Raw genomic sequence first — 25237 nt, 5'->3', positions numbered from 1 at the left:
ACCTTACGGGGTGGAGTGGCCCGAGTGTGGGGCGCCTGTTCGCCGTTGTGATGTTCGCCATTTGCGCGGCTGCGGGTGCGGGGGCGCTTCTCGCACCCGCGCGGCGGAGCCGCATGTCGATACAGCCCCGCACCCCGTTTCGGGGCGCTAATCGGATCCCATGTGATCGAGGCGCCGGAGGATGACGCCCTCCCGCAGAGCCCACGGGCAGACCTCCAGGCTCTCCACGCCGAACAGGTCCATCGCGCCCTCGGCCACCAACGCACCCGCCAGCAGCTGGCCGGCCCTGCCGTCCGAGACGCCCGGCAGCTCGGCGCGCTGGTCGGCCGTCATGCCGGCCAGCCGCGGGACCCAGGCCTCCAGGGACTCCCGCTTGAGTTCACGCTGGACGTAGAGGCCCTCGGCGCTGCGGGCCGCGCCGGCGATGCGGGCGAGCTGCTTGAAGGTCTTCGACGTGGCGACGACGTGGTCGGGGGCGCCGAAGCGGCTGAATTCGCCGACCGTGCGGGCGATCTCGGTGCGGACATGGCGGCGCAGGGCGCGTACGGCCTCGGGGGCGGGCGGGTCGCCGGGCAGCCAGCCCGCGGTGAGCCGGCCGGCGCCGAGCGGCAGGGAGACGGCGGCGTCCGGCTCCTCGTCGATGCCGTAGGCGATCTCCAGGGAGCCGCCGCCGATGTCCAGGACCAGCAGTTTTCCGGCGGACCAGCCGAACCAGCGGCGGACCGCGAGGAAGGTCAGGCGGGCCTCCTCCGCGCCGCTGAGGACCTGGAGTCGTACGCCGGTCTCGTCGGCCACGCGCGCGAGGACGTCGTCGGCGTTGCTGGCCTCCCGGACGGCGGAGGTCGCGAACGGCACCAGGTCCTCGACGCCCTTGTCCTCGGCGGCCTGGAGCGCGTCCCGCACGACGTCGACCAGCTTGTGGATGCCGGCGTCACCGATGGCACCGCTGTCGTCGAGGAGCTGGGTGAGCCGAAGTTCGGCCTTGTGCGAATGCGCGGGCAGCGGGCGCGCGCCGGGGTGGGCGTCCACCACCAGCAGATGCACCGTGTTCGAACCCACGTCCAGGACACCGAGTCTCATATACGGAACGCTACTGCCAGATCCTCCGTCCACGGCCCCCGGTCCGGGCCTGGGCCACTTACCCTTGACTCGTGCCAAAGACGAAAAAGGCGAAGAACGACAAATCCTCCAAGGGAGTGAAGGGTTCTTCGCAGGCGGAGGCGTCCGTGTCCCAGAAGTCCCTGAAATCCCCGAAATCCACGAAGTCCCGGAAGGCTCCGCAGGTGAGCGACGAGAAGGGGCTCGACTTCGCGCGCGCCTGGGTGGAGTTTCCCGATCCTGCGGACGACGAACAGGTCTTCCGCTGTGATCTGACATGGCTGACCTCTCGCTGGAACTGCATCTTCGGCAGCGGCTGCCAGGGCATCCAGGCCGGCCGCGCGGACGACGGGTGCTGCTCGCTGGGCGCGCACTTCTCGGACGAGGACGACGAGAAGCGGGTCGCCGGGCATGTGGCACGGCTCACGCCGGAGATCTGGCAGCACCACGCCGAGGGCACCCGGAACGGCTGGGTCTCCGAGGACGACGAGGGCTCCCGCCAGACCCGCCCGTTCCAGGGCTCGTGCATCTTCCAGAACCGCCCGGGGTTCGCGGGCGGCGCGGGCTGCTCCCTGCACATCCTCGCGCTGCGGGAGGGCCGGGAGCCGCTGGAGACCAAGCCGGACGTGTGCTGGCAGCTGCCGATCCGGCGGACGTACGACTGGATCGACCGCCCCGACGACACACGGGTCCTCCAGGTGTCGATCGGCGAGTACGACCGCCGGGGCTGGGGTCCGGGCGGCCACGACCTGCACTGGTGGTGCACCTCGGCGACCTCGGCGCACGGCGCGGGCGAGCCGGTGTACGTCTCCTACCGGGCCGAACTGACGGAACTGATGGGCAAGGCCGGCTACGACCGCCTGGCCGAGCTCTGCGAACAGCGACTGGCCTCGCAGCTCCCCCTGGTCGCCCCACACCCGGCCGACCCGGCTCCGTAACCCCAGCGATCCCGCCTGACTGTCTGGGCCGGGGTGACCGTGGCGCCAAGCCGTACGCGTCCAGCACGATCCCCGGCCGCCCGCCCCCCGGAGCCTGACCACGGGCGCCCAACGCCCGCAAGCCGACCGGAGCGCGCCCCGCGACCGCCCGGAGCGTGCCCCGCGACCGGCCGGAGCGTGCCCCGCGACCGGCCGGAGCGTGCCCCGCGACCGGCCGGCGCAGTCCGCCGACCCGCTCCCTCCGCACAGCCCCCGAACCACGACCGGTCAATCCACCCCCGCACCAACCCAGCCAAGCCACCCACCGCCCGCACCACGGCCGGCTCCACTCTCCGCGCCCGCACACCCCACCCCTACCCCCCGGAAGGACTCGGCATCTCGCTCCCCGGCTGGGACGGTGTCGGGGTCGGCGAGTCGGAGGGGGACGGCGGGTCTGTGGGGGTGGGAGTGGGGGTGGGGGGCGGTGAGGGCGGGGACTGGGTGGGCGAAGAGCCGGTGGGGGGTGTGCTGGGCGGGGGCGGGGTGGAGGCGGAAGACGGCGGCGGTGCGGGGCGGCGGGTGGGTGCCGTGCCGTAGCCGTCGACGGAGACCACCGCGCCGGCCGGGGAGATCGCCAGCTGTGCGTGCCAGTGGCCGGAGGGCTCGCGCAGATGGTCGACGTACACCTTGATCGTCAACGTCTCGCCGGGCCGGAGGGTTCCCGAGGACCGGCTGAGGTAGAGCCAGTCCGCCGAGGCGGACGCGGACCAGGCGACCGGCCCGGAACCCGACGCGCTGAGGGTGATCAGCGTGGTGTCGCCGTTGCCGGCGGCGCTGACGTCGAGCTGTCCGGAGCGCGCGCCGCCCGTGCCGTGGACGCTGACGACCTCCACGGAGACGTCCGCCTCGCCGTCCTCGCCGAGCCGGGTGCCGGGCTTCACGCTGACGTTCCCTGCGTTCTCGTAACCGCCGGCCGTGTCACTGCCGAGTGCGTCGGGGCCCTGCGCCTCGCGCGCGGTGGCCGAAGGGCCCTCCCCCTCCGCCGTCGGGGCGCCCCGGTAGGCGGCCCACAGGGCCAGGACGGGGGCGGCCACCACCGTGGCGACGACCGTCGTCGTCACCGCACGCGCGCGCAGCCGGTCGCGGCGGGCCGCGCGGTCCTTGGGGTCCATCGGGAAGCCACGCCGGTCGAAGCGGGGTGCCGCCACGCCACGCGCGCGTGCCGGGTGGGCCAGGGCGACATGCAGGGCCGCGCGGGGGGCCTCCAGGACGGGCAGCTCGGCCGGGGTGACCGTGACGCCGGGCCAGCGGCCGGGGACGGCGCGCTCGGCGGTGCGGCGGCAGCGCGGGCAGTCGTCGACGTGGCGGACCAGTTCGCGGCGCAGGGCCGTGCTGAGGACCAGTCCGCTGTCTTCCGTGAGGTGGGCCACGCTCGGACAGCCGCCGGTCTCGACGACCGCGAGGGCCGCGCGGGTGCGCTCGACCTCGCAGGCGGCCGTGGCGAGCAGTTCCCGCGCGGCGGCCGCTTCCCTGCCGAGGACGGCGGCGACCTCGTGCGCGGCCAGGTGGTGGCGGACGGCCAGTTCGAGGGCCTCGCGCTGCTCGGGGGTCGTACCGGCCGCCTCCGGCCAGGCGAGCAGGGCCAGTTCGCGCCGCCGACGCTCCTGGACCTCGGGGGCGACCGGCGGGTCGGGCACCTGGGGCCCGGCTGGTTTCCCGGCGCCGGAACGGCCGGCCGCGTGGGTGGCCTGACGTTTCTGCTTGGCCTCGGCCAGCTTGCGCAGGCACGCCCAGCGGGCCAGCGCGTACAGCCACGCCCTGCGGTCGGCGGCGGCCTGCGGGACGCGGTGGCCGCGCCGCTCGGCCAGGGCGAGGGTGTCACCCAGGGCGGCGGTGGCCGCGTCGTGGTCGCACAGCACCGACAGACAGTAGGTGAACAGTCCGTCCAGGTACGGTTCGTAGCGCGCCGGCGGCCGCTGGGCGAGGGTGCGCGCGGCGGTGCGATCACGTGCCTCGCGCTGCACGCGGTGCGCTCCGGTGCTGCGGGTGGTGGTCTCCGGACTGCTGCTCGTCACCCGTGCGACCGTAGGCGGCGGTGGAGTGCCCCTTCTCGAAGCTTGAGCACTTTTAACCCGCACGGGTGAAACGATCCCTCATAAGGGGACAGGGACCCTTTGTTCCGTGGCGCGATCCCGACGGGTGGTGGCCGATACCGGTTCCCCCGCTGGGCAGCCCGGGAACGCGTTCGGACGGCCCGGGGACCCGTTGTCAGTGCCGCGGGCTACGGTTTCCGCATGGCTGCCCGTACCAAGACCACCAAGGACCGCCCGTCCTACCGCTGCACCGAGTGCGGCTGGCAGACGGCCAAGTGGCTCGGCCGCTGCCCCGAGTGCCAGGCCTGGGGCACGGTCGAGGAGTACGGCACGCCCGCGGTGCGTACGACGGCACCGGGCCGGGTCAGCACCTCCGCGCTGCCCATCGGCCAGGTCGACGGCCGGCAGGCCACCGCCCGCCCGACCGGCGTGCCCGAGCTGGACCGGGTGCTCGGCGGCGGCCTGGTGCCCGGCGCGGTCGTGCTCCTCGCGGGCGAACCCGGCGTCGGCAAGTCCACGCTGCTGCTGGACGTGGCCGCCAAGTCCGCGAGCGCGGAGCACCGCACCCTCTATGTCACCGGTGAGGAGTCGGCGAGCCAGGTGCGGCTGCGCGCCGACCGCATCGGCGCCCTGCACGACGAGCTGTATCTGGCCGCCGAGACCGATCTGTCCGCCGTCCTCGGCCACTTGGACGAGGTGAAGCCGTCCCTGCTGATCCTCGACTCGGTGCAGACGGTCGCCTCCCCGGAGATCGAGGGGGCGCCCGGCGGCATGGCCCAGGTGAGGGAGGTGGCGGGCGCGCTGATCCGCGCGTCCAAGGAGCGTGGCATGTCCACCCTCCTGGTGGGCCACGTCACCAAGGACGGCGCGATCGCGGGCCCCCGCCTCCTCGAACACCTGGTGGATGTCGTCCTGCACTTCGAGGGCGACCGGCACGCGCGCCTGCGTCTGGTGCGCGGCGTGAAGAACCGCTACGGCGCCACGGACGAGGTCGGCTGCTTCGAACTGCACGACGAGGGCATCACCGGCCTCGCCGACCCCAGCGGCCTGTTCCTGACCCGCCGGGCCGAGCCGGTCCCCGGCACGTGCCTGACCGTCACCCTGGAGGGCCGCCGCCCGCTGGTGGCCGAGGTGCAGGCCCTGACCGTCGACTCCCAGATCCCCTCCCCGCGCCGGACGACCTCCGGCCTGGAGACCTCCCGCGTGTCGATGATGCTGGCCGTCCTGGAGCAGCGCGGCCGGATCAGCGCGCTCGGCAAGCGGGACATCTACTCCGCGACGGTGGGCGGGGTGAAGCTGTCGGAACCGGCCGCCGACCTCGCGATCGCGCTCGCGCTCGCCTCCGCCGCCAGCGACACCCCACTGCCGAAGAACCTGGTGGCCATCGGGGAGGTCGGCCTCGCGGGCGAGGTGAGACGGGTCACGGGCGTGCAGCGCAGGCTCGCCGAGGCGCACCGGCTGGGCTTCACGCACGCGCTCGTGCCGACCGATCCGGGCAAGGTGCCGTCCGGCATGAAGGTCCTGGAAGTCGCCGACATGGGGGACGCGCTGCGGGTGCTGCCGCGCTCCCGTCGCCGAGAGGCCCCCCGGGAGGCGGAGGAGCGCCGGTAGACTTTGCCCAGGTCTCGCCCGTCCGTACGAACCGCGTACGGGTAAGGGAGCGCGTCAGAACCTGCGACCGGAGGAGTGCAGTGGCAGCCAACGACCGGGCAGCAGCTCCCGGAAAGTCCGGTGGGAGTGCCGGTACCGATGGCCTGATGCGCGCCTCGCTGAGCGCCGTGGCTCCCGGTACGGCCCTGCGCGACGGCCTTGAGCGCGTGCTGCGCGGCAACACCGGCGGGCTGATCGTCCTCGGCTCCGACAAGACGGTCGAGGCGATGTGCACGGGCGGGTTCGTCCTGGACGTGGAGTTCACCGCGACCCGGCTGCGGGAGCTGTGCAAGCTGGACGGCGGCATCGTGCTGTCCTCGGACCTGTCGAAGATCCTCCGGGCCGGTGTGCAGCTGGTCCCGGACCCGACCATCCCCACGGAGGAGACGGGCACCCGGCACCGCACGGCGGACCGGGTGAGCAAGCAGGTCGGCTTCCCCGTGGTCTCCGTCTCCCAGTCGATGCGCCTGATCGCCCTCTATGTCGACGGGCAGCGGCGCGTCCTGGAGGACTCGGCGGCGATCCTGTCCCGCGCGAACCAGGCCCTGGCCACGCTGGAGCGGTACAAGCTGCGGCTGGACGAGGTGGCGGGCACGCTGTCGGCGCTGGAGATCGAGGACCTGGTGACGGTGCGGGACGTGTCCGCCGTCGCACAGCGGCTGGAGATGGTCCGGCGCATCGCCACCGAGATCGCCGAGTACGTCGTCGAACTGGGCACGGACGGGCGTCTGCTCGCGCTCCAGCTGGAGGAGTTGATCGCCGGCGTCGAGCCCGACCGTGAGCTGGTCGTCCGGGACTACGTCCCCGAGCCGACGGCGAAGCGGTCCCGCACGGTCGAGGAGGCGTTGTCCGAGCTGGACGCGCTGAGCCACGCGGAGCTGCTGGAGATGGGCACGGTGGCGCGTGCGCTGGGCTACACCGGTTCTCCCGAGACGCTCGACTCGGCGGTGTCCCCACGGGGCTTCCGGCTGCTGGCCAAGGTTCCGCGTCTTCCGGGCGCGATCATCGACCGGCTGGTGGAGCACTTCGGGGGCCTGCAGAAACTGCTCGCCGCCAGCGTGGATGACTTGCAGACGGTGGACGGTGTGGGCGAGGCCCGGGCGCGGAGCGTGCGCGAGGGTCTGTCGCGTTTGGCCGAGTCGTCCATCTTGGAGCGGTACGTCTGAGTTTCGGCCGGGCGCCCCCTGGCTCGTGGGCGTGTGTCCCCACCCCTCAGTCGGCCGACAGCACGAACGACGCCCGCACCTTCCCGAACCCCGGCGCCTTCGCCTCCAACAGGTAGGTGCCGGTACCGGCCGAACCGCCGGAGGCCTTCGCGCAGTGCGGGGCGCTCGGCTTGCGGTCCCATGTCACGGTGTACGTGATGCTCTTCCCCGCCGGCACCCGGAACACCAGGCTCCCCCCGTCCTTGGGACAGTCGGCCGAGGACCAGAACGCGTCGTTCCCGGCCGCCGGCGTGATCGTCAACACCGTGCTCTTCGGCCCGAGATCGATCTTGCAGTCGGCGGACGAGCCGTTCTTCGCGGTGAGTTCGAAGGTCGGTGTCTGGTCGGGCGAGTAGGAGTTGTGCAGGCTCCGCAGGCTCAACGCCACCGCGCCGGACGTGCAGTCGGGCAGCGGGGAGGACGCCGGAAGCGCGTCGCCCGTACCGACGTTGGCGCCGCCGGAAGCCGAACCCGAGCCGCCGGCCGAGCCGTTGCCGGACCCGGAGGAGCCTGTGGAGCCGCCGTCCGAACCGCTGCCGCCGCCGGAACCGGAGTCGCTCCCGCTGGAGCCCCCGCCCGATTCGTCGCGCCCGCCCGGGTGTTGGCTGATCGCAGGCCCGGACGAGGACGGTCCCGGGGTGATCGTGGGTGCGGGGTTCTTGTCGTTGGATCCGCCGGCGCTCTTCTTGCCGCTCCCTCCGCCGGCGGTGACGATCCACGCGATCAGCAGCGCCAACACCGCGCACACCGACAGCAGTACGACCCTCCTTCGCCAGTAGATGGAGGAGGGAAGCGGCCCGACCGGATTGCGCAGAGATCCCACGGCGCAAACTGTACGAGAGATCCCCGTGCCCGCTTGCGCCACCCGCCGCACGAGCGCCAACTTTTCCCGATCATCATCCCGGCAACTGCCGTCGGCCGCGAGGCCCTTCCTTCACCGCGACGGTGCGTGACCGTGCCGTCACCCGCCAGGCGGGCCGAGCCGTGGCAGGATCGGAAGGCCATGACTGAGAAGCTGCACACCCCCGTGATCGCCTGGTTCGACGCCCATGCCCGCGACCTCCCCTGGCGCCGCCCGGAGGCGGGCCCGTGGGGTGTGATGGTCAGCGAGTTCATGCTCCAGCAGACCCCGGTCAGCCGGGTCCTGCCCGTCTACGAGGAGTGGCTGACCCGCTGGCCGCGCCCCGCCGACCTGGCGAAGGAGGCGCCGGGCGAGGCGGTGCGCGCCTGGGGCCGGCTCGGCTACCCGCGCCGGGCCCTCAGGCTGCACGGCGCGGCGGTCGCCATAACGGAACGGCACGGCGGGGACGTACCGACGGATCACGCGCAGCTGCTGGCACTGCCCGGCATCGGCGAGTACACGGCCGCCGCGGTGGCCTCGTTCGCGTACGGGCAGCGGCATCCGGTGCTGGACACGAATGTGCGCCGGGTCCTCGCGCGCGCGGTGACGGGGATGCAGTACCCGCCCAACGCGACGACGGCCGCCGAGCGCAGGCTCGCCCGTGAGCTGCTGCCGGAGGACGAGAAGACCGCCGCGCGCTGGGCGGCGGCCTCGATGGAGCTGGGCGCGCTGGTGTGCACGGCGAAGAACGAGGGGTGCGGGCGGTGCCCGATCGCCGCGCAGTGCGCCTGGCGGCTGGCCGGCAAGCCGGAGCACGCGGGCCCGCCGCGCCGCGGACAGACGTACGCCGGTACGGACCGGCAGGTGCGCGGCAAGCTGCTGGCGGTACTGCGGGAGGCGCACGCGCCGGTGCCGCAGCCGGTGCTGGACCGGGTGTGGCACGAGCCGGTGCAGCGCGCCCGCGCGCTCGACGGGCTCGTCGCGGACGGCCTGGTGGAGCCGCTGCCGGGCGGCCTGTATCGGCTGCCGCTGAGCTGACGGACAACCAAGTCACAGCTTCAGCGGCTCTGTTACGGACCCATTCGCTCGACAAAGGCCCACATAAAGGGACGTAACGGTCGACCTGCTTACCCCGTTCCCACGGCCGTTACACAACCGACGGACAGCCGATTGCTAGCCGCAGGCTGGTTCGGACAACGCCGTGACAACCACTCCGTAGTTTCTTTTCCGTGCCCGGCAGACCACCGGGCACGGGGACGCAGGTACTTCAGGCAACGGGCCGGAGTGAACGGGGAACGGGAGGCGGTTGATCATGGCGCAGGGCGAGGTGCTCGAGTTCGAGGAGTACGTCCGCACCCGGCAGGACGCGCTGCTGCGCAGTGCGCGCCGACTGGTGCCGGACCCCGTCGACGCCCAGGACCTGCTGCAGACGGCGCTGGTGCGGACGTACGGCCGCTGGGAGGGCATCGCGGACAAGCGGCTCGCCGACGCCTACCTGCGCCGCGTCATGATCAACACCCGTACGGAGTGGTGGCGGGCACGCAAGCTGGAGGAGGTCCCGACCGAGCAGCTGCCGGACGCGTCCGTGGACGACGCCACCGAGCAGCACGCCGACCGGGCCCTGCTGATGGATGTCATGAAAGTGCTCGCACCGAAGCAGCGGAGCGTCGTGGTGCTGCGACACTGGGAGCAGATGTCCACGGAGGAGACCGCCGCGGCCCTCGGCATGTCGGCCGGTACGGTCAAGAGCACGCTGCACCGGGCGCTCGCCCGGCTCCGTGAGGAGCTGGAGGCCCGCGATCTGGACGCACGCGCGCTGGAGCGTGAGGAGCGGGAGCGTTGCGCGGCCTGACCGGGGCCGGGTCCGTCGGGACCCGAGGGAGTACACAGGCGGTGATCGCGGTGGGGGCCGCGCTCGCCGCCCTTGCCCTTTTCGTCGCCGCGTGCGGCACGGGGGGCACCGGCACCCGGGACGAGGGCCCGGCACACGCGTCGGCGGCCACGGGAACCGTCGCCTCACCCAGCCCGAGCCCGAGCCCGGCCAGCCGCTACCGGCGAGTGGACCCGGTCTCCCTGCTCAAGAAGGACCCGGCGGTCTCCACGGCGGTGAAGCGGGAACTGAAGCCGTGCAGCGGCGACGACTACCCGGTCGAGGCCACCTACGGCGACCTGACCGGCGGGTCCGTCAACGACGTCCTGGTGAACGTGTGGGCCTGCGGTGACTGGGTGGGCATCGGCACGTACGTGTACCGGGACGTCGGGGGAACGTACGAGAATGTGTTCAAGGCGGAGGACTCGCCGGTCTTCTCGGAGATCGACGGCACCGAGCTGACCGTGACCAAGCAGGTGTACGACACGGACGACCCGGCGGCCAACCCGTCCCGGGAAACCGTGATCACCTACCACTGGAGGGCGGGCCGGTTCACCGAGCGGACCCGGCACGAGACCTACTACAGCAGAACCGGCGGCGACGCGGCGCCCCCGCAGGACAGCTGACCCCCACACGCACCCACCACGAGGACTGAGAGCACCGGGATGGCAGACCAGACCCACGTCCTGTTCGTCGAGGACGACGATGTCATCCGCGAGGCCACCCAGCTCGCCCTGGAGCGGGACGGCTTCGCGGTCACCGCCATGCCCGACGGGCTGTCGGGCCTGGAGGCGTTCCGGGCGAACCGCCCCGACATCGCCCTGCTGGACGTCATGGTCCCCGGTCTGGACGGGGTCAGCCTGTGCCGTCGTATCCGGGACGAGTCGACCGTGCCGGTGATCATGCTGTCGGCGCGCGCCGACTCCATCGACGTCGTCCTCGGTCTGGAGGCGGGCGCCGACGACTATGTGACCAAGCCGTTCGACGGCGCCGTGCTGGTCGCGCGGATCCGGGCGGTGCTGCGCCGCTTCGGGCACGCGGGCGGCAGCGGCCAGGCCGAGTCCGGCGCGGACGCGATGACCGGCGGGGTGCTCAGCTTCGGGGACCTGGAGATCGACACCGAGGGCATGGAGGTACGCCGGGCCGGGCAGCCGGTCGCGCTCACCCCGACCGAGATGCGGCTGCTGCTGGAGTTCTCCTCCGCGCCGGGCACGGTGCTCTCCCGCGACAAGCTGCTGGAGCGGGTCTGGGACTACGGCTGGGGCGGGGACACCCGGGTCGTCGACGTGCATGTGCAGCGGCTGCGCCAGAAGATCGGCCAGGACCGGATCGAGACCGTCCGCGGCTTCGGCTACAAGCTGAAGGCCTGAGCGGGGCGGCGATGCGGGGGATCCTGCGACACCCGGTCCGGCGCGTGGAGCGCGCGGGCCTGCACACCGGACTGAGATGGAAGCTCAGCGCGGCGATCGCGCTGGTGGCCGGGCTGGTGGCGATCGCGCTGAGCCTGGTCGTGCACAACGCGGCCCGGGTCTCGATGCTCGACAACGCACGCGACCTGGCCAACCAGCGCCTCCAGTTCGCGCAGCACAACTACGACCAGAACCGGCGGCCGAACTTCCCGAACATCAAGATCGACGACCCCGAGCTGCCGGCCGCGCTGCGCGAGAAGGTCGCGGACGGCCGCAAGGCCAGCGACGTCATCGACCGGGGCGGGGTGCCGGACATCTGGGCGGCCGTGCCCACCAAGGACGGGCGTGTGCTGTCCCTGCACAGCCATATGCCGGACCGTTCCACCGATGTGATGAAGGACCTCGACCAGGCTCTGGTCATCGGTTCCGTCGCGGTCGTGTTCGGCGGCAGCGCGCTCGGCGTGCTGATCGGCGGGCAGCTGTCCGGGCGGCTGCGCAAGGCGGCGGCCGCGGCGAACCAGGTGGCCAAGGGCGAGACCGACGTCCGGGTCCGGGAGGCCATCGGCGGGGTCGTACGGGACGAGACCGACGATCTCGCGCGCGCCGTGGACGCCATGGCGGACGCGCTGCGGCAGCGGCTGGAGGCCGAGCGGCGGGTCACCGCCGACATCGCGCACGAACTGCGCACCCCGGTGACGGGCCTGCTGACGGCCGCCGAACTGCTGCCGCCGGGCCGGCCGACGGAGCTGGTCCTGGACCGGGCGAAGGCGATGCGCACGCTCGTCGAGGACGTCCTGGAGGTGGCCCGGCTCGACGGCGCCTCGGAGCGGGCCGAGCTGCAGGACATCATGCTCGGCGAGTTCGTCGCCCGGCGGGTGGCCGCCAAGGACCCGGACATCGCCGTACGAGTGGTGCACGAGTCGCAGGTCACCACCGATCCGCGGCGGCTGGAGCGGGTGCTGTTCAACCTGCTCGCCAACGCGGCACGGCACGGCAGACCGCCGATCGAGGTGACTGTCGAGGGCCGGGTCATCCGGGTCCGCGACCACGGTCCCGGCTTCCCCGAGGAACTGCTCGCCGAAGGACCGAGCCGCTTCCGCACCGGCAGCAAGGACCGCGCCGGTACGGGCCACGGGCTGGGCCTGACCATCGCGGCGGGCCAGGCCCGGGTACTCGGCGCCCGCCTGACCTTCCGCAACGTACGCCCCGTCGGCGCCCCCGACGGCATCCCCGCCGAGGGCGCGGTAGCGGTGCTGTGGCTGCCGGAGCACGCGCCGACGGCAACGGGCAGCTACCCGACGCTGCCGTTGTCGGGCGGCGCCGGCTGAAGCGCCGCGGACGGCTTCGCCGGCAAGTTCTGTCCATGTGCTCCAGGCCGCCCTGCCCGCCCTGCGCCGCGACGGCTCGGTGACCCTGGTGACCGCCGCCTCCGCCCGCGCCGCCCTGCCCGGCACCGCCGGCCTGGCCGCGATCAACGGCGCCCTGGAGGCGATGGTCCCGCCCCTCGCCGTGGAACTGGCACCGCTCCGCGTCAACGCCGTCTCCCCGGGCGTCGTCGACACTCCCTGGTGGGACGGCGTGCCGGCCGGGCAGCGCCGGGCCCTCTTCGACGGCTTCGCCGCGATCACGCCCGTCGGCCGCATCGGCCGCCCCGGGGACATCGCCCGCGCGATCCACCTGCTCGCGGCCAACGACTTCATGACGGGCGTGGTGCTGGAGGCCACCGGCGGGGCAACTCTGGCTACGGGACGCTGAAAGCGCCCCGAGCCCGCCCCGACCGGCACACACACAGAAGACCCCGGGGGCGGACACCACCCCGGGGCCTTCAGCTCAGGCACACCTCACACGGCTTCGACGACCTGCACCGGAGCCACCTCGTCACCGCTGTCCGCCGAAGGCTTCCCGCTCCTCAGCGGGACTTCCTTCACGAACAGGGCCGCGATCAGCACGAGCACCGCGACCACCGCGCCCAGCAGAAACGCCGAGTGCGTACCGGCGGACACCGCGTGCTGGTACGCGCCCCGGATCGGCGCCGGCAGCTTCTTCAGGCGGTCCGGGGTCAGCTGCGCGGACCTCTCGGTGACGCCCTTGCCCAGCGCACCGGCCCGCTCGGCCATGACGTGCTGGACCCGGTTGTTGAACAGCGCGCCCATGATGGCCACACCGAAGGAGGAGCCGAGCGTACGGAACAGCGTCGAGGACGACGAGGCCACGCCCATGTCCTTCATCTCCACGCTGTTCTGCGCCACCAGCATGGTGACCTGCATCAGGCAGCCCATGCCCAGGCCCAGGACGGCCATGTAGACGCCGGAGGTCAGCCGGGTCGTACCGGTGCCCATCAGGGACAGCAGGTACAGCCCGACGATCATCAGCGCGCCACCGGCGATCGGGAAGATCTTGTAGCGGCCGCTGTTGGTGGTCACCCGGCCCGCGACCATCGAGGTCACCAGCATCGCGCCGAGCATCGGCAGGAGCAGCAGACCGGAGTTGGTCGCGGAGGCACCCTGCACGGCCTGCTGGTACAGCGGCAGATAGAGCGTGGCGCCGAACATCACGAAGCCGGTGATGAAGCCGATGAGGGACATCAGGGTGAAGTTGCGGCTCCGGAACATGTGCAGCGGCACGACCGGCTCGGCGGCCTTCGTCTGCCAGAACACGAACCCGATCAGCGTGGCGACGCCGATGCCGATCAGTTCCATGATCCGCGCGGAAGTCCAGGCGTACTCGGCGCCGCCCCAGGTGGTGACCAGCACGATCGAGGTGATGCCGACGGTCAGCAGCGCGACGCCCAGGTAGTCGATGCGCGCCTGCGTCCGCTTCTTGGGCAGGTGCAGCACGGCGCTGACCAGTACCAGGGCCACGGCACCCAGCGGCAGGTTGATGTAGAAGGCCCAGCGCCAGCCCCAGTTGTCGGTGATGGTGCCGCCGACCAGCGGGCCGCCGATCATCGCCAGCGCCATGACGCCGGCCATCATGCCGGTGTACTTGCCGCGCTCCCGCGGCGGGATCAGATCGCCGATGATCGCCATGACGCCGACCATCAGCCCGCCGGCGCCGAGGCCCTGCAGGGCACGGAAGCCGATCAGCTCGCCCATGTTCTGGGCCATGCCGCTGAGCGCCGAACCGATCAGGAAGATCACGATCGAGCCGAGGAAGGCGCCCTTGCGCCCGTACATGTCCCCGACCTTGCCCCAGACCGGGGTCGAGGCCGCGGTGGCCAGGGTGTAACCGGTGACCACCCAGGACAGGTGCTCCAGGCCGCCCAGGTCGCTCACGATCGTCAGCATGGCCGTGCCCACGATCATGTTGTCGAGCATCGCGAGCATCATCGCGATCATGAGCGCGAGCAGGACCACCCGCACACTCCTGGGCCGTTTGCCCTCCGTGCCGCTTTCGACCGCGTCCGCCATCTCTTCCCACTCCCCGTACGGCGGCTACTTACTTGCCGCCCGGCTAGCTCAGTACACTAGGGAAAGTAGCCGCGTAACTAGCCGGTCGTCAAGTAAGTTTCCGCGGGAGCGCGAGGAGTACGAGGATGGGCGTCACCATGGACGGCACCAAGCAGCAGCGCCGCGGCAACACCCGCCAGCGCATCCAGGACGTCGCGCTCGAACTCTTCGCGGAGCAGGGCTACGAGAAGACCTCTCTGCGCGAGATCGCCGAGCGTCTCGACGTCACGAAGGCGGCCCTGTACTACCACTTCAAGACCAAGGAAGAGATCATCGTCAGCCTCTTCGAGGATCTGACGAAACCGATCGAGGATCTGATCGAGTGGGGCCGCAGCCAGCCGCACACCCTGGAGACCAAGCAGGACCTCGTACGGCGCTACAGCGAGGCCCTGTCCGGCGCCGAGCCGCTGTTCCGCTTCATGCAGGAGAACCAGGCGACCGTACGGGAACTGCGCATCGGCGACGCCTTCAAGGACCGCATGCGGGGCCTCCGGGACATCCTGATCGACCCCGAGGCCGACCTCGTGGACCAGGTGCGCTCCGTCAGCGCGATGTTCACGCTGCACGCGGGGATGTTCGTGATGCAGGACCTGGAAGGCGACCCCGGGAAGAAGCGCGAGGCCGTCCTCGAGGTCGCCCTGGGCCTGATCGCACAGGCACACGAACACGCCCGTGAGAAGGACTGACTCAGACGCTGGCGCCGTTGGCGCGCAGGAACGCGACCGGGTCGACGGCGGAGCCGTAGTTCGGGGTCGTACGGATCTCGAAGTGCAGGTGGGGGCCGGTGGAGTTGCCGGTGGAGCCCGAGAGGGCGATGTGCTGGCCGGTCCCGACGACCTGGCCGGCCTTGACGTCGATCCGGGACAGGTGCGCGTACTGCGAGTAGGTGCCGTTGCCGTGCCTGATCACGACGGCGTTGCCGTACGCGGGACCGTCACCGGCGCCGTTCGGGCCGGCCTTGACGACGGTGCCGCCGTGCGCGGCGACGACCTCGGTGCCGGTCGGCACAGCGAAGTCCTGCCCGCTGTGCTTGGCGACCCAGTGGCTGCCGGCCTGCATGAAGCCGGCGGAGAGCGTGTACGTCTTCACCGGGTCGACCCAGGAGGCGGCCGACGGGGCGGCGGCGCTCGCGACCCCGGTCCCCAGCACGGCCGTGGCACCGGCACCGGCGGCCAGGACGGCCACGCGGGTGCGGAGCGAGGACGTACGGGAAGAACGGGACGTGACGCGCTGGGACATCGAAACCTCGTGGACTCGGGGACAGAACCGCCACCCCGCGAACAGACGTCCGGCGAAGTGGCCATCCCTTGGTAGCCGAGGACCCCATCCAGCCCAAAACGCGCTGCCTACGACACCTGGCAGTAGACGACCGTGAAACCACCGCCCGCTTCCGCGATGAAAGTCCTTTTCTTGCGGGGCGACCGATCCCACTATCCAGGCTAGTAAGGGATATTTCGCCTGTGCCGGTTATCACCGGCCACCCCAACCGACGATCACAGAAATGTGATGCACACCTCTGGCCACCTACCGTCCGGTAACCCTACGGTTCCCCTCGCGCCACCCTCGCCGCAGATCATGCACCTGACACTTCAGGCACGCGTACGGACGTACGGACGTGAGAGGACCCCCACCGATGACCAGACGCCCCTGGGCGCGCCGCATCTCCGCCACCGCGGTCTCCGTGGCCGCCCTGGCCGCGATGGCCGCCCCGGCCCACGCCGCGACCACGGCCGGCCCCTCCGCCCCTTCGGCGAAGGTCGACTACGCCACCTGGCAGAAGGACTGCCAGGCGGTGATGGACCAGGCCCTGCCCTACCTGAAGGAGCGCATCGCCGCCGCCGGGCCGGGCGAGAAGCAGGCGATCGTCTTCGACATCGACAACACCACGCTGGAGACCGACTTCGGTTTCAGCTACCCGCAGCCGGCCAACAAGCCCGTGCTGAACGTCGCGAAGTACGCCCAGGAGCACGGCGTCTCGCTGTTCTTCGTCACGGCCCGCCCGGGCATCATCTATCTGCCCACCGAGTACAACCTCGAACACGACGGCTACGACGTCTCCGGTCTCTACGTCCGCGGGCTGTTCGACCTCTTCAAGGATGTCGCCGCCTACAAGACCGCTCAGCGCGCCGAGATCGAGAACAAGGGCTACACGATCATCGCGAACATCGGCAACAGCGCCACCGACCTGTCCGGCGGCCACGCCGACAAGACCTTCAAGCTGCCGGACTACAACGGCCAGTTGTCGTAACCGGCGTTTGCCGGGCATGGACAAGGGGCCGGTGCCCGAAAGCACCGGCCCCTTTTGCCCGGCTTTGCCCGGCCGATTCGCCGGAGGCTTACGCGTCCTTGCTGAGGTTCGGCCCGGCACCGCCGGCCGCCTGCTCGATCGGCGGGACGTCGGGCAGTGCCGACTTCTCCTCACCCCGGAAGGTGAAGGTCTGGGCGTCGCCCTCGCCCTCGGTGTCCACGACCACGATGTGACCGGGGCGCAGCTCGCCGAAGAGGATCTTCTCCGACAGCGTGTCCTCGACCTCGCGCTGGATCGTGCGACGCAGCGGACGCGCGCCCAGCACCGGGTCGTAACCCTTCTTGGACAGCAGCTCCTTGGCGGACTGGGAGAGCTCGATGCCCATGTCCCGGTCCTTCAGGCGCTCGTCCACCTTGCCGATCATCAGGTCGACGATCCGCAGGATGTCGGACTGGGTCAGCTGCGGGAAGACGACCACGTCGTCGACGCGGTTGAGGAACTCGGGGCGGAAGTGCTGCTTGAGCTCGTCCGACACCTTGTTCTTCATGCGCTCGTAGTTGGTCTTCGTGTCGCCCGAGGCGGCGAAGCCCAGGTTGAAGCCCTTGGAGATGTCCCGGGTGCCGAGGTTGGTCGTCATGATGATGACCGTGTTCTTGAAGTCCACGACCCGGCCCTGGGAGTCGGTCAGGCGACCGTCCTCCAGGATCTGCAGCAGCGAGTTGAAGATGTCCGGGTGGGCCTTCTCGACCTCGTCGAAGAGGACGACGGAGAACGGCTTACGGCGGACCTTCTCGGTCAGCTGGCCGCCCTCTTCGTAGCCCACGTAACCGGGGGGCGAACCGAAGAGACGCGACACCGTGTGCTTCTCGCTGAACTCCGACATGTCGAGGGAGATCAGCGCGTCCTCGTCACCGAAGAGGAACTCGGCGAGCGCCTTGGACAGTTCGGTCTTACCGACACCGGACGGGCCGGCGAAGATGAACGAACCACCCGGACGCTTCGGGTCCTTCAGACCGGCACGCGTACGGCGGATCGCCTTCGACAGCGCCTTGACGGCGTCGACCTGGCCGATGACCCGCTTGTGCAGCTCCTCCTCCATGCGGAGCAGGCGGCTGGACTCCTCCTCGGTCAGCTTGAAGACCGGGATGCCGGTGGCCGTGGCGAGGACCTCGGCGATCAGCTCGCCGTCGACCTCGGCGACGACGTCCATGTCGCCGGCCTTCCACTCCTTCTCCCGCTTGGCCTTGGCGGCCAGGAGCTGCTTCTCCTTGTCGCGGAGGGATGCGGCCTTCTCGAAGTCCTGCGAGTCGATCGCGGACTCCTTGTCCCGGCGGACGGCGGCGATCTTCTCGTCGAACTCGCGCAGGTCCGGCGGAGCGGTCATCCGGCGGATGCGCATCCGGGAGCCCGCCTCGTCGATCAGGTCGATCGCCTTGTCGGGGAGGAAGCGGTCCGAGATGTAGCGGTCGGCCAGGGTGGCCGCCTGCACCAGGGCCTCGTCCGTGATGGAGACGCGGTGGTGCGCCTCGTAGCGGTCGCGCAGTCCCTTGAGGATCTCGATCGTGTGCGGCAGGGACGGCTCGGCGACCTGGATGGGCTGGAAACGGCGCTCCAGGGCCGCGTCCTTCTCCAGGTGCTTGCGGTACTCGTCCAGCGTGGTCGCACCGATGGTCTGCAGCTCACCGCGGGCCAGCATCGGCTTGAGGATGCTCGCCGCGTCGATGGCGCCCTCGGCGGCACCCGCACCGACCAACGTGTGCAGCTCGTCGATGAACAGGATGATGTCGCCGCGGGTACGGATCTCCTTGAGCACCTTCTTCAGGCGCTCCTCGAAGTCACCGCGGTAGCGGGAGCCGGCGACCAGGGCGCCGAGGTCCAGCGTGTACAGGTGCTTGTCCTTGAGCGTCTCGGGCACCTCGCCCTTGACGATGGCCTGGGCGAGACCCTCGACGACGGCGGTCTTGCCGACGCCGGGCTCACCGATCAGCACCGGGTTGTTCTTCGTACGGCGGGACAGCACCTGCATGACCCGCTCGATCTCCTTCTCGCGCCCGATGACCGGGTCGAGCTTGGACTCACGAGCGGCCTGGGTGAGGTTCCGGCCGAACTGGTCCAGGACGAGAGAGGTCGAAGGCGTGCCCTCGGCCGGGCCGCCCGCGGTGGCGGTCTCCTTGCCCTGGTAACCGGAGAGCAGCTGGATGACCTGCTGCCGCACCCGGTTGAGGTCTGCGCCCAGCTTGACCAGGACCTGGGCGGCGACGCCCTCGCCCTCGCGGATCAGGCCGAGCAGGATGTGCTCCGTGCCGATGTAGTTGTGGCCCAGCTGAAGGGCCTCGCGGAGCGACAGCTCCAGGACCTTCTTGGCACGGGGGGTGAAGGGGATGTGCCCGGACGGGGCCTGCTGGCCCTGGCCGATGATCTCCTCCACCTGCTGGCGGACCGCCTCAAGCGAAATGCCGAGGCTCTCCAGGGCCTTAGCGGCGACACCTTCGCCCTCGTGGATGAGACCCAGGAGGATGTGCTCGGTGCCGATGTAGTTGTGGTTGAGCATCCGGGCTTCTTCCTGAGCCAGGACGACAACCCGCCGCGCGCGGTCGGTGAACCTCTCGAACATCGTTAATCGCTCCTCAGAGCGGTCAGGCAGTGGGGGGAACTTCCCCTCCCTGTCCTTCCGCAGCTTAGTCCCGCAAGCGGGGACCGCTCATTCCAACTGCCGACACCGTCGATGGCCTCCTGACCCCGAACGCCGACATCTGCTCCAACCCGATGGTGCGAGACGATGTTCCCGCAGGCCAGGCAGATATCCCACTCGCCAGTACGCCGATGGCGAACGTGAGACGGCCCGTTCTGCGTGTCGCCCCCTCCCACTAGGCATGTCTTACCCGCTGGGACTGACACTCCATGCCGCGCGCACCGGTTCCCTCCGCTATGGGCGAACAACCTTGCGCCTCCCCACACCTCCGCGCGCCCCCCTTTTCGGCACTTTGCGCGATCGTCAGAGCACCCAGCGTAACTTGCCGGTCGCTTCGGCGGTTGCGGTGGGCATGGTCGGCTCGGTCCCCGCGCTCTCAACGGTCCCCCTTCCCCGTCGCCCCTCGGATCCGGGCGTAGCGGACGCTGGTGGTCTTCCGGCCTGCCCGGATGTCCGGGCACGTCACTGGTACGAGAACGATCTGGGGTGGGCGACAGTGCCCGGACGGCCGCTGCGGCTGCTCACCGGGGTGCGGTTCGACGTCCTGGACGTGCCGGCCGAGGCGGGCGCGGGCGCGCTCCGGCATCTCGCGCCGGGCTCTCCGGTGGCGCTTCGGGGCGAGCGGATGGAGCTGCTGCTGGCCGCGGGCAGCGCCGAGGAGCTGCCGGGGCTGCTGGACTGGCTGGAGTGGGGCGCCGTGACCCTCGATCTGCGGGTGCTGGGCGCGGGGGCCGCAATGGAGGCACCGGCCCCACCGGCGGGCGTCGCCGCGGGCGGCGGGCCACGCGCGGCCGTCCACGCGCGGGCCGGGGCGGCGGCGCGCGTCGCCGCTGGAGTCGTTCCGCCCGTGACGGTCCTCGACGGAGCCGTTCCGGCGGGGGGATCCGTACAGGGGGCCGCGGTATGGCTGCGGCCCCCTGGGCGTGGAGGCGAGGTCGAGGCCTCGCTGCCGGCCATGCCGGCTCTGGGGCGCGAGGGGAGCGCCCCCGATCTCGTACGGCTGGTGGACACGGTGGCAGCGCACTGTCACCGGGTCCGGCTGCGGCGCCTGTGCGCCGGACTGCCGACCGCCTGCCGGCGGGATCAGCCGTTGGCCTTCTCGTAGGCCTCGCGAATGGTCGCGGGAACACGGCCGCGGTCGTTGACCTCGTAACCGTTCTCCTTCGCCCAGGCGCGGATCGCCGCGGTGTCCTGGTTGCCACCGGAAGCGGCACGCGCCTTTCCGCGTCCGCCCGACGCACGGCCTCCGGTACGCCGACCGCCCTTCACATAGGGGTCGAGAAGGCCGCGCAGCTTGTCCGCATTGGCGGTCGTGAGATCGATCTCGTATGTCTTGCCGTCCAGCGCGAACGTCACGGTCTCGTCCGCCTCGCCGCCGTCGAGGTCGTCGACAAGAAGGACCTGAACCTTCTGTGCCACCGGATTTCCTTTCATCGATAACGTTGAGGGCCGGGGGTTGCGGCGTCCGCCGTTTCGCCGCCCCTGTTATATGCAGTACTGCAGTACGTCGGAAAGCAAACCGCTTTTGCCGGAAAAACACAAACCCCTGGGAGAGGACCGGTAGAGCACCGGCGGACCGTCTCCGTCCGGAAACATGCGCGTTTCGGACATAGGGAACCGGGGCAATGACGATCACAGATGCAGAAGCATCCGGCTGTTGCCCAAGGTGTTCGGTTTCACTCGTTCGAGACCCAGGAACTCCGCGACGCCCTCGTCATAGGAACGCAAGAGCTCCGCGTACACATCGGTGTCGACCGGTGTCTCCCCGATCTCCACGAAGCCGTGCTTCCCGAAGAAGTCCACTTCGAAGGTCAGGCAGAAAACCCGGCGAACGCCGAGCCAGCGCGCGGTCTGCAGCAACTTCTCCAGCAACTGGTGGCCGACCCCGGCGCCCTTGAGACCGGGCTTCACCGCGAGAGTGCGGACTTCCGCGAGGTCCTCCCACATGACGTGCAGCGCGCCGCAGCCGACCACGTCGGCGTTGTCGTCGCGTTCCGCGACCCAGAACTCCTGGATGTCCTCGTAAAGCGTGACCGTGGCTTTGTCGAGCAGGATGCGGTCACGGACGTAGGCGTCGAGGAGGCGGCGCACGGCCGGGACATCGCTGGTCCGGGCACGCCGGACGGTGATGGCTTTTGCGGAGACTTCAGGACGCTCTGCTGACATGAGCGGACGCTATCGCCCGTCCGCGGCCCCGGCCGAGCCGGGGTTCTCCTCTTGCCGGGCTTCGGGCGCTTGCTGTTGCCGGGCTTCGGTCGCCCCCTGTTGCGCGGCCTCTTGTGCGGCTTCCTGTTGCCGCGGTTCGGTGGCTTGAACGGTTTCCGGGCCCTGGACGATGCGTACGGCGTCGCTGAGGGCCTGGCGCTGTTCCTCGCTCATCATCCCGAAGAAGGCGACGAGTGCGGCGGCCGGGTTGTCGCTCTGTGACCAGGCGTCGTTCATGAGGGCGGCGGCGTACGCGGCCCGTGTCGAGACGGCCTCATATCGATAGGCCCGCCCTTCCGCCTCGCGGCGGACCCAGCCCTTCTGATGGAGATTGTCCAAAACGGTCATCACGGTGGTGTACGCGATGGAGCGTTCCTGCTGGAGGTCTTCCAGGACTTCTCGAACGGTCACCGGGCGGTTCCACTTCCACACCCGCGTCATGACCGCGTCTTCGAGTTCTCCCAATGGGCGAGGCACAACTCAGAACAATAGTGGGAGATCCCGGCAATGGCGTGCCGGACGTGCACTAAGCCTGCGAATAGGAACAAAAAGGGCGTCCTCGAAGCCGCATCGGGACGCGCCTGCCCGGCGCACCGGCTCAGGCGTCGCCGGCGGAGGCCTGACGCGCACCCTCCGCGCGCGCGAGGGCGGCGTCGACGGCGGCGTCCTCCTTGGCCTTGGCGGCCCCGCCCTGGGTCTTCACGATGACCCTGACCACACCGATGAAGAACAGGGCCATCACGACCGGAGGCACGAGCGCGGAGACGTAGTCCATGCGTCCAGAGTAGCCACGGGGCAGCGGGCGAAAGGTACGGGGTACGCCGAACCGCCCCGGCTTTCATCCCAAAGCCACCCGCGCCCGACGACGATGCCCGCACCGGGGGTGCGGGCGGGAAGGCCGACCCGGCGGGAGGCCGGTGCTGCTCAGCCGGCGGCCAGCTGGCGGTTCTCGGCCGGGTCCGCCGGAGGCGCCGGCTTGCGGCGCGGGAAGACCTCCCCCGGCGTCGGGATGGGCCGCTTCGGCGTGGCCGGCTCCGTGGCGGGCCGCTCCGCAGGCGCCGGCCCAGGCTTGGGCGCCGGCTTCGTCACAGGGCTCTGTGCGGGCTTCTGCGCCGGTTTCTGCGGCTCCTCGGCCTGCCAGGGTCCGCAGTCCGTCCCGCCGCCCGAAAGGGCCAGCAGGCGGGTGCGTGAGGGCGGTACGGCGGGCGCGGGCACCTTGCGCGCACCCTGCGCGAACCGGGCCCGTACGTCCTGCTCGGCCAGCGCCTGACAGCGGTCCAGCAGCGCGGCCGCCACCGGGTTGCCGCGCAGCGCCCGCAGCGCGGCGAGATCGTCCGGCGTCGGCCGGTGCCCGGCTCCCAGCGCCTCCTCCAGAAGGGTGAGATACCCGGCGGCGGTACCCGGGAGTGCGGCCCGGTACCGGCCGAGGTCGGCCACCAGGAAAGCGCGCAGTCTCGCCCCCTCGCACATCGCCTCGTCGAGCGACTCCGCGAGCCGGAAACAGTCCTTGACGTCCTCGGCGGACGCTTGGCCGGGGTGAAGGGCGAGGGCGAGGGCGCGGCGGAGCACACGCAGCTCCTCCACGCCGAACGCCATGCCGCCGCGGGATCCGTATGGCGTGGGCATGCGGCGACGCTACCGCTAATCGGACAAAAGTGACGGATCGGGACGTTTTTTCGACGCGTGTCGCTCTCGGTTTCCCCCGACCGGGGCCACGGACACGACCCACGCGCGCGTGAAACGAGAGAACCGGCGCTCCAGGAGGGCGCCGGTCACCTCACAACCGCGACACGTTCCGCTCGTACACCAGGCGCAGCCCGATCAGCGTCAGCCACGGCTGGTGCTCGTCGATCACGGAGGACTCGCCCAGCACCATCGGCGCGAGCCCGCCGGTGGCGATCACCGTGACGTCGTCCGGGTCGTCGGCCAGCTCCCGCGCCATCCGGCTGACGACCCCGTCGACCTGCCCTGCGAAGCCGTACACGATGCCGGCCTGCATGGCCTCGACGGTGTTCTTGCCGATCACGCTGCGCGGCCGGGCCACCTCGATCTTCCGCAGCTGGGCGCCCTTCACACCGAGCGCCTCCACCGAGATCTCGATGCCGGGCGCGATGACGCCGCCGACGTACTCCCCGCGCGCGGAGACCGCGTCGAACGTGGTCGCCGTACCGAAGTCGACGACGATCGCCGGGCCGCCGTACAGCTCGACGGCCGCGACCGCGTTGATGATCCGGTCGGCGCCGACCTCCTTGGGGTTGTCCGTGAGGATCGGCACGCCGGTCTTCACGCCCGGCTCGACCAGGACCGCGGGGACGTCGCCGTAGTAGCGCCGGGTGACCTCGCGCAGCTCGTGCAGCACCGACGGGACCGTCGCGCAGATCGCGATGCCGTCGATGCCGTCGCCCAGCTCCTCGCCGAGCAGCGGGTGCATGCCCATCAGGCCCTGCAGCAGCACCGCCAGCTCGTCCGCCGTGCGGCGCGCGTCCGTGGAGATGCGCCAGTGCTCGACGATGTCCTCGCCGTCGAACAGTCCGAGGACGGTGTGCGTGTTGCCGACGTCGATCGTGAGCAGCATGGCCGTTACTCCGCCTCGCGCAGGTCCAGGCCGATGTCCAGGATCGGCGACGAGTGGGTGAGCGCGCCGACGGCCAGGAAGTCCACGCCCGTGTCGGCGTACACGCGCGCGATGTCGAGCGTCAGCCGGCCGGAGGCCTCCAGCAGCGCCCGGCCGCGGACGATCCCGACGGCCTCCGCGCACTCGTGGGGCGTGAAGTTGTCCAGCAGGATCAGGTCCGCGCCCGCGTCGACCACCTCGCGCAGCTGGTGCAGGGTGTCGACCTCGACCTCGATCGGCACCTCCGGGAACTGCTCCCGGACAGCCTTGAAAGCCTGCGCGACGCCACCGGCGGCCACCACGTGGTTGTCCTTCACCAGGGCCGCGTCGGACAGCGACATGCGGTGGTTGACACCGCCGCCGCAGCGGACGGCGAACTTCTCCAGCGAACGCAGCCCGGGGGTCGTCTTGCGGGTGTCCCGCACCCGCGTCTTGGTGCCCTCCAGCGCGTCCGCCCACGCGCGCGTGGCGGTCGCGATGCCGGACAGGCGGCACAGGATGTTCAGCGCGCTGCGCTCGGCGGTCAGCAGGTCACGCGTGCGGGTGGTGACCGACAGCAGCTTCTGTCCGGCCTCGACCCGGTCGCCGTCCTCGACGTGCCGCTCGACCTCGAACTCGGCGGTGCAGACCACGGAGAGCACGGCCTCGGCGACCCTGAGGCCCGCCACGACGCCCGCCTCGCGCGCGGTGAAGTCACCGGTGGCGACGGCCTCCTCGGGGATGGTCGCGACGGTCGTCACGTCCACGCCGCCGTCCAGGTCCTCCTGGATGGCCACATTGGCGATGTCCTCGACCTCTACGGGATCGAGCCCGGCGGCGGCCAGCAGCTCGGCGAGCGCGGGGTCGAGCCCGCTCTCCAGGTACTCCTCGTCGCCCTCGGCGCCGCAGGCGCAGCCGTCGCCGCAGCCGCCGGTGGGGGCGAGGGGAAGGTCGTCGGTGCTCACGT

25 protein-coding genes are annotated in these 25237 nt (G+C 71.0%); 12 read left to right on the top strand and 13 right to left on the bottom strand.

Annotated features, from left to right (window positions below):
* Positions 1-147: 147 nt before the first annotated feature.
* On the bottom strand, positions 148-1080 hold the full coding sequence (locus ABZ624_RS19585) for a Ppx/GppA phosphatase family protein (protein WP_360089993.1): 933 nt from the start codon (positions 1078-1080) through the stop codon (positions 148-150).
* A gap of 161 nt (positions 1081-1241) precedes the next feature.
* On the opposite strand from ABZ624_RS19585, the gene ABZ624_RS19580 reads away from it, so the two are divergent.
* Positions 1242-2036 carry a hypothetical protein gene (locus ABZ624_RS19580; protein WP_360090063.1) on the top strand — a complete coding sequence of 265 codons (795 nt, stop codon included), beginning with the start codon at positions 1242-1244 and terminating at the stop codon, positions 2034-2036.
* Positions 2037-2389: 353 nt separating this feature from the next.
* Here the strand turns inward: ABZ624_RS19580 and ABZ624_RS19575 are convergent, their stop codons facing one another.
* Positions 2390-4090, bottom strand: coding sequence for a hypothetical protein (locus ABZ624_RS19575; RefSeq protein WP_360089990.1), 1701 nt, complete (start codon positions 4088-4090; stop codon positions 2390-2392).
* A 219-nt stretch (positions 4091-4309) separates the two neighbouring features.
* Between ABZ624_RS19575 and radA the strand changes: the two genes are divergently transcribed.
* Together radA and disA are read left to right on the top strand one after the other, a co-directional pair.
* Entirely contained in the window at positions 4310-5719 is a 1410-nt protein-coding gene (radA, locus tag ABZ624_RS19570; RefSeq protein WP_360089988.1) for a DNA repair protein RadA, read from the top strand.
* Between the two features lie 80 nt (positions 5720-5799).
* Complete coding sequence (disA, locus tag ABZ624_RS19565; RefSeq protein WP_360089985.1) at positions 5800-6924, top strand: DNA integrity scanning diadenylate cyclase DisA; 1125 nt, start codon at positions 5800-5802, stop codon at positions 6922-6924.
* Positions 6925-6970: 46 nt separating this feature from the next.
* Here disA and ABZ624_RS19560 read toward each other — a convergent pair whose 3' ends face one another.
* Positions 6971-7786, bottom strand: coding sequence for a hypothetical protein (locus tag ABZ624_RS19560; RefSeq protein ID WP_360089982.1), 816 nt, complete (start codon positions 7784-7786; stop codon positions 6971-6973).
* 180 nt (positions 7787-7966) lie between these two features.
* Here ABZ624_RS19560 and ABZ624_RS19555 point away from each other — a divergent pair, with 180 nt between their 5' ends.
* The 6 genes from ABZ624_RS19555 (at position 7967) to ABZ624_RS19530 (ending at position 12838) form a co-directional block, all read left to right on the top strand.
* Positions 7967-8842, top strand: a complete 876-nt coding sequence (locus ABZ624_RS19555) for an A/G-specific adenine glycosylase (RefSeq protein ID WP_360089979.1) — start codon at positions 7967-7969, stop codon at positions 8840-8842.
* Positions 8843-9116: 274 nt separating this feature from the next.
* Positions 9117-9656, top strand: coding sequence for a SigE family RNA polymerase sigma factor (locus tag ABZ624_RS19550; RefSeq protein WP_031165128.1), 540 nt, complete (start codon positions 9117-9119; stop codon positions 9654-9656).
* Between the two features lie 41 nt (positions 9657-9697).
* Positions 9698-10300, top strand: a complete 603-nt coding sequence (locus tag ABZ624_RS19545; protein ID WP_360089976.1) for a hypothetical protein — start codon at positions 9698-9700, stop codon at positions 10298-10300.
* 39 nt (positions 10301-10339) lie between these two features.
* Positions 10340-11044 carry a two-component system response regulator CseB gene (cseB, locus tag ABZ624_RS19540; protein ID WP_360089973.1) on the top strand — a complete coding sequence of 235 codons (705 nt, stop codon included), beginning with the start codon at positions 10340-10342 and terminating at the stop codon, positions 11042-11044.
* Between the two features lie 11 nt (positions 11045-11055).
* Positions 11056-12411, top strand: a complete 1356-nt coding sequence (cseC, locus tag ABZ624_RS19535; protein ID WP_360089970.1) for a two-component system sensor histidine kinase CseC — start codon at positions 11056-11058, stop codon at positions 12409-12411.
* A gap of 37 nt (positions 12412-12448) precedes the next feature.
* Positions 12449-12838 (top strand): SDR family oxidoreductase, encoded by a 390-nt coding sequence (locus ABZ624_RS19530; protein ID WP_360089967.1) that lies wholly within the window; start codon positions 12449-12451, stop codon positions 12836-12838.
* A gap of 86 nt (positions 12839-12924) precedes the next feature.
* Here ABZ624_RS19530 and ABZ624_RS19525 read toward each other — a convergent pair whose 3' ends face one another.
* A complete protein-coding gene (locus ABZ624_RS19525) occupies positions 12925-14493 on the bottom strand; it encodes an MDR family MFS transporter (protein WP_360089964.1) in 1569 nt (522 codons plus the stop codon).
* A gap of 125 nt (positions 14494-14618) precedes the next feature.
* Between ABZ624_RS19525 and ABZ624_RS19520 the strand changes: the two genes are divergently transcribed.
* A complete protein-coding gene (locus ABZ624_RS19520) occupies positions 14619-15218 on the top strand; it encodes a TetR/AcrR family transcriptional regulator (RefSeq protein ID WP_360089961.1) in 600 nt (199 codons plus the stop codon).
* Position 15219: 1 nt separating this feature from the next.
* Here the strand turns inward: ABZ624_RS19520 and ABZ624_RS19515 are convergent, their stop codons facing one another.
* Positions 15220-15771: a M23 family metallopeptidase gene (locus ABZ624_RS19515; RefSeq protein ID WP_360089958.1), complete on the bottom strand. Its 552-nt coding sequence runs from the start codon at positions 15769-15771 to the stop codon at positions 15220-15222.
* Between the two features lie 394 nt (positions 15772-16165).
* On the opposite strand from ABZ624_RS19515, the gene ABZ624_RS19510 reads away from it, so the two are divergent.
* The gene (locus tag ABZ624_RS19510; RefSeq protein WP_360089955.1) at positions 16166-16780 is read left to right on the top strand and encodes an HAD family acid phosphatase; all 615 of its coding nucleotides are present in this window, start codon (positions 16166-16168) and stop codon (positions 16778-16780) included.
* An 88-nt stretch (positions 16781-16868) separates the two neighbouring features.
* Here the strand turns inward: ABZ624_RS19510 and ABZ624_RS19505 are convergent, their stop codons facing one another.
* Entirely contained in the window at positions 16869-19394 is a 2526-nt protein-coding gene (locus ABZ624_RS19505) for an ATP-dependent Clp protease ATP-binding subunit (protein ID WP_360089952.1), read from the bottom strand.
* A gap of 430 nt (positions 19395-19824) precedes the next feature.
* On the opposite strand from ABZ624_RS19505, the gene ABZ624_RS19500 reads away from it, so the two are divergent.
* The gene (locus tag ABZ624_RS19500) at positions 19825-20577 is read left to right on the top strand and encodes an SCO3374 family protein (RefSeq protein WP_360090060.1); all 753 of its coding nucleotides are present in this window, start codon (positions 19825-19827) and stop codon (positions 20575-20577) included.
* Here ABZ624_RS19500 and ABZ624_RS19495 read toward each other — a convergent pair.
* The 7 genes from ABZ624_RS19495 to nadC form a co-directional block, all read right to left on the bottom strand.
* Positions 20556-20891 (bottom strand): Lsr2 family protein, encoded by a 336-nt coding sequence (locus tag ABZ624_RS19495; RefSeq protein ID WP_360089949.1) that lies wholly within the window; start codon positions 20889-20891, stop codon positions 20556-20558. The genes ABZ624_RS19500 and ABZ624_RS19495 overlap by 22 nt on opposite strands.
* 213 nt (positions 20892-21104) lie before the next feature.
* Positions 21105-21638, bottom strand: coding sequence for an amino-acid N-acetyltransferase (locus ABZ624_RS19490; protein ID WP_228624240.1), 534 nt, complete (start codon positions 21636-21638; stop codon positions 21105-21107).
* A 9-nt stretch (positions 21639-21647) separates the two neighbouring features.
* Positions 21648-22154 carry a BlaI/MecI/CopY family transcriptional regulator gene (locus tag ABZ624_RS19485; RefSeq protein WP_360089946.1) on the bottom strand — a complete coding sequence of 169 codons (507 nt, stop codon included), beginning with the start codon at positions 22152-22154 and terminating at the stop codon, positions 21648-21650.
* A gap of 121 nt (positions 22155-22275) precedes the next feature.
* Positions 22276-22452 carry a hypothetical protein gene (locus tag ABZ624_RS19480; RefSeq protein ID WP_360089943.1) on the bottom strand — a complete coding sequence of 59 codons (177 nt, stop codon included), beginning with the start codon at positions 22450-22452 and terminating at the stop codon, positions 22276-22278.
* A gap of 149 nt (positions 22453-22601) precedes the next feature.
* Positions 22602-23273, bottom strand: a complete 672-nt coding sequence (locus ABZ624_RS19475) for a hypothetical protein (RefSeq protein ID WP_360090057.1) — start codon at positions 23271-23273, stop codon at positions 22602-22604.
* 181 nt (positions 23274-23454) lie between these two features.
* Positions 23455-24252 (bottom strand): type III pantothenate kinase, encoded by a 798-nt coding sequence (locus ABZ624_RS19470; protein WP_030651508.1) that lies wholly within the window; start codon positions 24250-24252, stop codon positions 23455-23457.
* A gap of 5 nt (positions 24253-24257) precedes the next feature.
* On the bottom strand, positions 24258-25235 hold the full coding sequence (gene nadC, locus ABZ624_RS19465; protein WP_360089940.1) for a carboxylating nicotinate-nucleotide diphosphorylase: 978 nt from the start codon (positions 25233-25235) through the stop codon (positions 24258-24260).
* Positions 25236-25237 lie beyond the last annotated feature (2 nt).

Source organism: Streptomyces sp. NPDC007205 (genome assembly GCF_040634095.1).
In the GTDB taxonomy this organism is placed as follows: Bacteria; Actinomycetota; Actinomycetes; order Streptomycetales; family Streptomycetaceae; genus Streptomyces.
This window is presented reverse-complemented; position numbering and strand designations above follow the sequence as displayed.

Bases quoted from the DNA above. Each gene is read 5' to 3' on its own strand.
- ABZ624_RS19585 (WP_360089993.1), bottom strand. From the start codon at position 1,080: ATGAGACTCGGTGTCCTGGACGTGGGTTCGAACACGGTGCATCTGCTG.
- radA (WP_360089988.1), top strand. From the start codon at position 4,310: ATGGCTGCCCGTACCAAGACCACCAAGGACCGCCCGTCCTACCGCTGC.
- ABZ624_RS19555 (WP_360089979.1), top strand. From the start codon at position 7,967: ATGACTGAGAAGCTGCACACCCCCGTGATCGCCTGGTTCGACGCCCAT.
- ABZ624_RS19550 (WP_031165128.1), top strand. From the start codon at position 9,117: ATGGCGCAGGGCGAGGTGCTCGAGTTCGAGGAGTACGTCCGCACCCGG.
- cseB (WP_360089973.1), top strand. From the start codon at position 10,340: ATGGCAGACCAGACCCACGTCCTGTTCGTCGAGGACGACGATGTCATC.
- cseC (WP_360089970.1), top strand. From the start codon at position 11,056: ATGCGGGGGATCCTGCGACACCCGGTCCGGCGCGTGGAGCGCGCGGGC.
- ABZ624_RS19525 (WP_360089964.1), bottom strand. From the start codon at position 14,493: ATGGCGGACGCGGTCGAAAGCGGCACGGAGGGCAAACGGCCCAGGAGT.
- ABZ624_RS19520 (WP_360089961.1), top strand. From the start codon at position 14,619: ATGGGCGTCACCATGGACGGCACCAAGCAGCAGCGCCGCGGCAACACC.
- ABZ624_RS19515 (WP_360089958.1), bottom strand. From the start codon at position 15,771: ATGTCCCAGCGCGTCACGTCCCGTTCTTCCCGTACGTCCTCGCTCCGC.
- ABZ624_RS19510 (WP_360089955.1), top strand. From the start codon at position 16,166: ATGACCAGACGCCCCTGGGCGCGCCGCATCTCCGCCACCGCGGTCTCC.
- ABZ624_RS19505 (WP_360089952.1), bottom strand. From the start codon at position 19,394: ATGTTCGAGAGGTTCACCGACCGCGCGCGGCGGGTTGTCGTCCTGGCT.
- ABZ624_RS19500 (WP_360090060.1), top strand. From the start codon at position 19,825: ATGGTCGGCTCGGTCCCCGCGCTCTCAACGGTCCCCCTTCCCCGTCGC.
- ABZ624_RS19490 (WP_228624240.1), bottom strand. From the start codon at position 21,638: ATGTCAGCAGAGCGTCCTGAAGTCTCCGCAAAAGCCATCACCGTCCGG.
- ABZ624_RS19480 (WP_360089943.1), bottom strand. From the start codon at position 22,452: ATGGACTACGTCTCCGCGCTCGTGCCTCCGGTCGTGATGGCCCTGTTC.
- ABZ624_RS19475 (WP_360090057.1), bottom strand. From the start codon at position 23,273: ATGGCGTTCGGCGTGGAGGAGCTGCGTGTGCTCCGCCGCGCCCTCGCC.
- ABZ624_RS19470 (WP_030651508.1), bottom strand. From the start codon at position 24,252: ATGCTGCTCACGATCGACGTCGGCAACACGCACACCGTCCTCGGACTG.